Origin of the sequence: Streptomyces sp. NPDC047043 (genome assembly GCF_040644055.1) — a bacterium.
Classification (GTDB): Bacteria; Actinomycetota; Actinomycetes; order Streptomycetales; family Streptomycetaceae; genus Streptomyces.
Genome location: NZ_JBEYVO010000085.1, coordinates 1 through 5383, shown reverse-complemented (window position 1 = coordinate 5383; position 5383 = coordinate 1). Strand labels below are relative to the sequence as shown.

The following is a 5383-nucleotide window of genomic DNA, read 5'->3' as shown; positions in this document are numbered from 1 at the left end:
GGCGGATCTTCCGCAAGGCGCGTTGCAGCCCGAATCGAATGACGTCAATCGCGGCAGCCGTTCTCACTCTGGAGCGGCAACGCTGAAAGAGCTCAGTCATTCCCGAGGGGCCGACTGCGACCAATGGCCTATGGGTGCACCCGCGGCGGGTGCTGATCCAAGGGGTACCGCTGCGGGGTCGCCAAAACAACAAAAGTGGCCTGCGCCACAGTTGTTCAAATGGGGCCCCAACTTCCGTGTAAAGGCTTCCTTATTGACGCCGTAACGGTCATAACGGGCGCACGGGCGAGGGGCGTTCACCAGCGGGCCTGCGTGGGATGTCCTATTTTCGAAGCCGCTTACTAGGAGTCCGGGTGCGTGTACAAGCCCGCTTTTTAGGGGGCGTGACATGTGTGTCGACTGTCACATGAAGTGGGCGACGCGGCAGGTCAGGGCCGGTTGATACATGTCCGAGATGTCCGTTCCTTGAAGGTATCTCGGGCCCCCCTTCATATTCGTGTGATAAAGCGTCATGTGGTCGACGTCACATTGCGGACGCGGTGATTCCGCAGGCGACGTCCCTGATCAGCCCGCTGACAACCGGCGAGGGCGTTGATAAACCCGCGCTGGGCTCCCTGCTCAAGTGCCTCGCCCCGCGTGGGTTCCAGCTCAAACACGTTCAGGAATCTACGAACCCGCGCGCTTCTCCCGGATCCCGGGCCAACCTCGACCACCTGGTCATCGGGCCCGCCGGCGTCACCTACATCGACACCAAGGCCTGGCGCTCCAAACGCTCCACACTCACCCTCGAGGACGGCGCCCTGCGCCTGGACGGCTACGCCGCAGACCCGCGCTGTGGACGCCGTCCTCTGGGAGGCACAGCAAGCCGCCCAAGCTCTCGGCTGCCCCGTCCACCCGGTCATCGCCGTCCACGGCGCCAGGATCCCTGCCTCCCACGGCCGGCTTGAGACTCACGGTGTCATCGTCATCGAAGCCAAACGCCTGCCCCGCCTGCTGCGAGACCTGCCTCCCCAGCCCGAATGGACTCCCGCCCGCATCAACGCCGTTCAGCAATGCGCCCAACACCAACTCCCCCCGCACAGCAGATGAACAGCAGCCCGCGGAGACAGCAGACCCATACCGCGGCACCCGCTCGGGCGGTGATGCAACCGGCGTAGGGTGGCGCCACCTCTCCAGAAGACGGCAGGGAGTTGATCATGACTGCTGACGAAAGACCGGCAGAAGTCAGCAAGCAGGCCATTCCACTCTCCGGCGGCCGCACCCTCAGAGTGACCGAGTACTCCAACGGCAGCATCCGGCTCGCAGTCAAGACCGGCTCCCCCTACGTGATCACCAGCCTGGAACACATCGACGACGAAGCCGTACTGAAGATCTCGCCCGGACGCGAGGGATCCAACGCCCACAAGAACTGGGTCCACGACCACGGCACCGGCAGCAAAGAGGCGTAGCAGCAGGCGGTCCCTCAACCCCGACGCCACCCCGTCAGGGCGGGTTCAGGGCGCGCCGGGCGGCGTTGATCACGTTGTGGGCTTCGGGCTCCGTAGACGGCTGACTCCCGGAGCGTCTTCCAGACCTTCTTGTACAAGGTGACGTTGTCGGTGTCGTCCAGCAGCTCGGCGTGCCAGTACTCGGCGACGACCAGGCGGTCATGGACGCGGTGAAGGGGACGATGCCGAGCTTGACAGTGTCCATCCCGAGCATGCCGGTGAGGCGGTCGAGTTGGGCAGCCAACACCGAGGGCGGGCAGATCAGTTGCGGCTCTTTGCGCCGCGTTCAGCGGACTCGCCGCTTCAGACCGATCCGCACTGGGGTCACTGACCGTGCGCCAAAAGTGAGCTGCGCTGCGGGGTACGCGAGCATCTACAGTCGATGCGGACGTGTGGGCGACAGGACAGACGGCAGGCCAAGCCGGCTCTACTGGGGGTGGATGTGGACGAGCGAGAAAGCGGCCGGAGGGCCGGGAAGGCGGCGGCGAGGGAACGTGCCCGCCGGCGTCAGGACATGGATTTCACGCCCGTACGCAATGGCATGGACTTCCTGCTCAGCGCGTTCGACCACTTGAGTCAGAGCGACGGAAGCCCTGAGGCGCGTGACGTGAAGTACGCAGTGCTGCACCTCCAGGCAGCTGTCGAGGTCCTTCTCAAGGCCCGGCTCATCAGGGAGCACTGGAGTCTGGTCTTCAGTGAGCCCGGCAAGGCCAAGAGGGTCGACTACGAGGCGGGGCGCTTTGCGAGCTGTACGGTCCTGGGGGCGATCGACCGGCTCAACAACATCGTCTCCTTGCAGATCAGCAAGGAGCAGCGGCAGGCGATCAGCAGCCTGGCCGACACCCGTAACGCCCTGACGCACCTGGGCCATTCGGGAAGTGTGTTTGCCGTCGAGGCCCAGGCGGCGTTGGTTCTCGATTTCCTGCTGACGTTCGTCCACGAGCATCTGCAGCCTGCCCTGACCAAGGACGGCCCTTATGTGCACGAGACCATGGAGAAGCTGGGGGCGCGTCTGGCGAGCATCAACGCTCTCGTCAGGCAGCGCCGGGGCCGCTTGAAACAGGAACTCGAAAGTGTCCAGGAACGCGTTGTCGACTGTCCCATGTGTGGCGAGGAGGCGATCGTTTTGGGCGACACTCCCCCGACCTGCCGTTTTTGTATGACTGCATACGACGATGTGAGGGATCTATCCATTCTCTACAAGGAGATGGGCCGCGGTGATGCCACCTTTAACTGCCCCTCCTGCGAGGGTTGTCTCACCGTCGTCGCCGGGGCTCGGCACGCCTCGGGCCGCACGGTCGATATCTGCTTCGCCTGTGCAGACATCTTCGAGGGGTGGGCGCGGTGTGCGCGCTGCGAGGAAGGCATCTTCTTCTTGGATATGGGGCGGGAAGTCTGCACGGACTGTGCCACCGGGGCGGGAGAGTGGGAATGATGCGCGGAGAGCCCAGCAGACCCTGATCGATAATCCGCACGAGCAGGCAGCGGGGTGTCGGGGCGGTGCTTGGATCTTTCAGGCGACAGCAGATGCCCTTCGCCAGCGATCGATGAACGTTGCGTGCGTGGCCGTCGCCTCACTGTCAGAGGGCAGCGTTATGTTCGCTTGCTTCAAGACCAAGGACGGTGGGGCATGACGGGCAACGAATCGATCAATGCCGGCAGTCTCCTCAGCGGAGACGATCCGATCGATGACGCCAGCCAGGACCTGCTGCAGCGTGCGGACCTGGCTGACGCGTTCGCGGCGGAAATCCGTCGAACATCCGCGAAGCACGGCGCAGTTGTCGCGCTGACGGGGAAGTGGGGCTCGGGCAAGACGTCGCTGGCGAATCTCACCCGCCGCGCTCTGGACGCGGTCGATGAGGTGTACGTCGTCCAGTTCAACCCGTGGTTCTTCTCCGGCACCGACCAGCTCATGCGGTTCTTCTTCGACGAACTGGCCGGGCAGTTGCGGGACGGGCGCCGGCTGAAGGACAAACTCAAGGGCGCGGGCCGCACCGTCGCTGAGCGGCTGGGCCGGTACGCGGCCGCCCTGTCGCCGCTGAAGTTCGTCCCCGGGGCCAGCGTCGTACTGGACGGCGCAAGCGCGGTCGCCGCGGGGACGTCGATGCTCCTTGGTGAGGAACAGGGGACCATCCATGAACAGCGAGCGCAGCTCACTGAGCTCCTGGGCAAACTGCCCGGACGGATCGTGGTGTTCATCGATGACATTGACCGGCTGGCGCAGCAGGAGATCCGAGATGTATTCCGTCTGGCGCGCCTGACCGGCTCGTTCCCGAACATCGTCTACGTCCTGTGCTTCGACCGCGAGGTGGTAGAGGCGGCGTTGACGGATGAGTCGGTCAAAGGGTCCGCGTACCTCGAGAAGATCGTGAAGATGTCGGTGGAGGTGCCGCCGCTGCCCGCACTGGCACTCTTCCCGGTCATCGCCACAGGACTGGCTCAGGCGCTCGACGGGATTGAGTGCGGGCCGTTCCACGCGGCGCGGTGGCCGGACGTGCTTGCGCAGCTGATTCTGCCGATGTTTTCCACCGTCAGGGATGTGAAGCGGTATTTGGCATCGGTGCCGCTGGCCGTGCGAAGCCTGGGTACGGAGGTGAATCTGGTCGACATTCTGGCGCTTGAGGCACTGCGCGTGCGCTTCCTCGCAGCGCACGCGATGCTGCCGGCCGCCGCGGACCTGCTGGCGCCAGCCAAGACGATGTACCGCCCTAGCATGGATCGGGCACCGCGTGAGAAGGCGTTCGTGGAGGAGTTCACCGGTCTCTTGAACGACCACGCCCAGCCGGTCGTCCGCCTGCTGTTCCCTGCCGCCGAACGGCTTTTCGGCGGCCAGAATTACGGCTCTGACTGGATCCCGGCCTGGGAACGGGACCGGCGGGTTGCCTGCAGCACGGTGCTGGACTTCTACCTCCATCGCCGGCTGCCGGCCGGACGGGCACCCGCCGAGTGCGTCGAGCAGGTCGCGGCCTGCATCGGCAACGAGAGCGCGCTCGACGAGGTACTGGGGCAGGTGCCGGACGCCCTGCTGGACGACACGCTCAAGCGTCTGGTCCCCCATTGTCGCGACGCGCCCGAGGAGACGGTGCTGCCCACGGCCGCGGCGCTTATGCGGCAGCTGCCGCGGGTCCGGCTGGGCTCCACGGGCATGTACTCCCTCGGCGGTGAATGGGCGGTGCTGAGCCCGGTGAGTGTTCTGCTGCACAACCTCGTCGGCGACGTGGCTGACCACACCGTCCGCAGCCTCTTTAGTGGCATCCCAAGCCTGTACGGAAAGGTCCTTCTGCTCGACATCGCCGCGGGCCGTGCGGACAAGCAGGGACTGATCCCGGAGGAATCCGCCCAGTTGCTGAGGCAGGAACTTGCCTCCCAGCTCCGCACGGCTGGTCCCGCCGACCTGGCCGGCGAACGGATGCTGCTGCGGACGGTTCTCGTGGCGACAGCCGACACGGACGGCCCGCCTGTCCTTGAGCCGGTCTTCGATGCCCGCGTCGTCGCGCGCCTGCTGGAAAGCGCGGTGACGCCCGTGCACAGCCAGACGATGGGCAGCGTGGCCGTGCACACCGAGAAGCGGCTCGTATGGGCCTCCCTAGTGAACGTCTACGGAGGGGAGGCGCATCTGGCCGAAGCCGTCGCGTCGTTGCACCAGTCTCTTCAGGAGGGAACGGTCGAGCTGAACGAGGACCTGGCGACCGCTCTGGCTCTGTACGAGAAGTACGCAACAGGCTGGCGCCCGGACGAGCTCTGACCGCGCACCATGCTCCGCGAGCGGCTCGCAGGCCGCGCCCTCCACCTCACCGACTGCTAGGTCGTGTCTTCGAATGATCTTGAGTGGTGGATCATGGTTGGGTGATACGTCGCCATGAACTGTCCGATGCCGAGTGGGAGTTCGTCCGGCC

General features: G+C 65.3%; 3 protein-coding genes and 2 pseudogenes. 4 read left to right on the top strand and 1 reads right to left on the bottom strand.

Annotated features, from left to right (window positions below; all coding sequences use genetic code 11):
* Both ABZ880_RS54310 and ABZ880_RS54305 read left to right on the top strand, forming a co-directional pair.
* Positions 1-86: pseudogene (locus tag ABZ880_RS54310) on the top strand (IS5/IS1182 family transposase); the annotation flags it as partial.
* Between the two features lie 1110 nt (positions 87-1196).
* Entirely contained in the window at positions 1197-1448 is a 252-nt protein-coding gene (locus ABZ880_RS54305; RefSeq protein WP_361279396.1) for a hypothetical protein, read from the top strand.
* 34 nt (positions 1449-1482) lie between these two features.
* On the opposite strand, the pseudogene ABZ880_RS54300 reads toward ABZ880_RS54305, so the two are convergent.
* Positions 1483-1752: pseudogene (locus ABZ880_RS54300) on the bottom strand (transcriptional regulator); the annotation flags it as partial.
* Between the two features lie 249 nt (positions 1753-2001).
* Between ABZ880_RS54300 and ABZ880_RS54295 the strand changes: the two are divergent.
* Together ABZ880_RS54295 and ABZ880_RS54290 are read left to right on the top strand one after the other, a co-directional pair.
* The gene (locus ABZ880_RS54295; RefSeq protein WP_361279394.1) at positions 2002-2922 is read left to right on the top strand and encodes a hypothetical protein; all 921 of its coding nucleotides are present in this window, start codon (positions 2002-2004) and stop codon (positions 2920-2922) included.
* A 195-nt stretch (positions 2923-3117) separates the two neighbouring features.
* Positions 3118-5232: a P-loop NTPase fold protein gene (locus ABZ880_RS54290; protein ID WP_361279392.1), complete on the top strand. Its 2115-nt coding sequence runs from the start codon at positions 3118-3120 to the stop codon at positions 5230-5232.
* Positions 5233-5383: the final 151 nt, after the last annotated feature.

What these genes read in the sequence shown, in the direction of transcription:
- ABZ880_RS54305 (WP_361279396.1), top strand. Translation starts at nt 1,197, where the DNA reads ATGACTGCTGACGAAAGACCGGCAGAAGTCAGCAAGCAGGCCATTCCA.
- ABZ880_RS54295 (WP_361279394.1), top strand. Translation starts at nt 2,002, where the DNA reads ATGGATTTCACGCCCGTACGCAATGGCATGGACTTCCTGCTCAGCGCG.
- ABZ880_RS54290 (WP_361279392.1), top strand. Translation starts at nt 3,118, where the DNA reads ATGACGGGCAACGAATCGATCAATGCCGGCAGTCTCCTCAGCGGAGAC.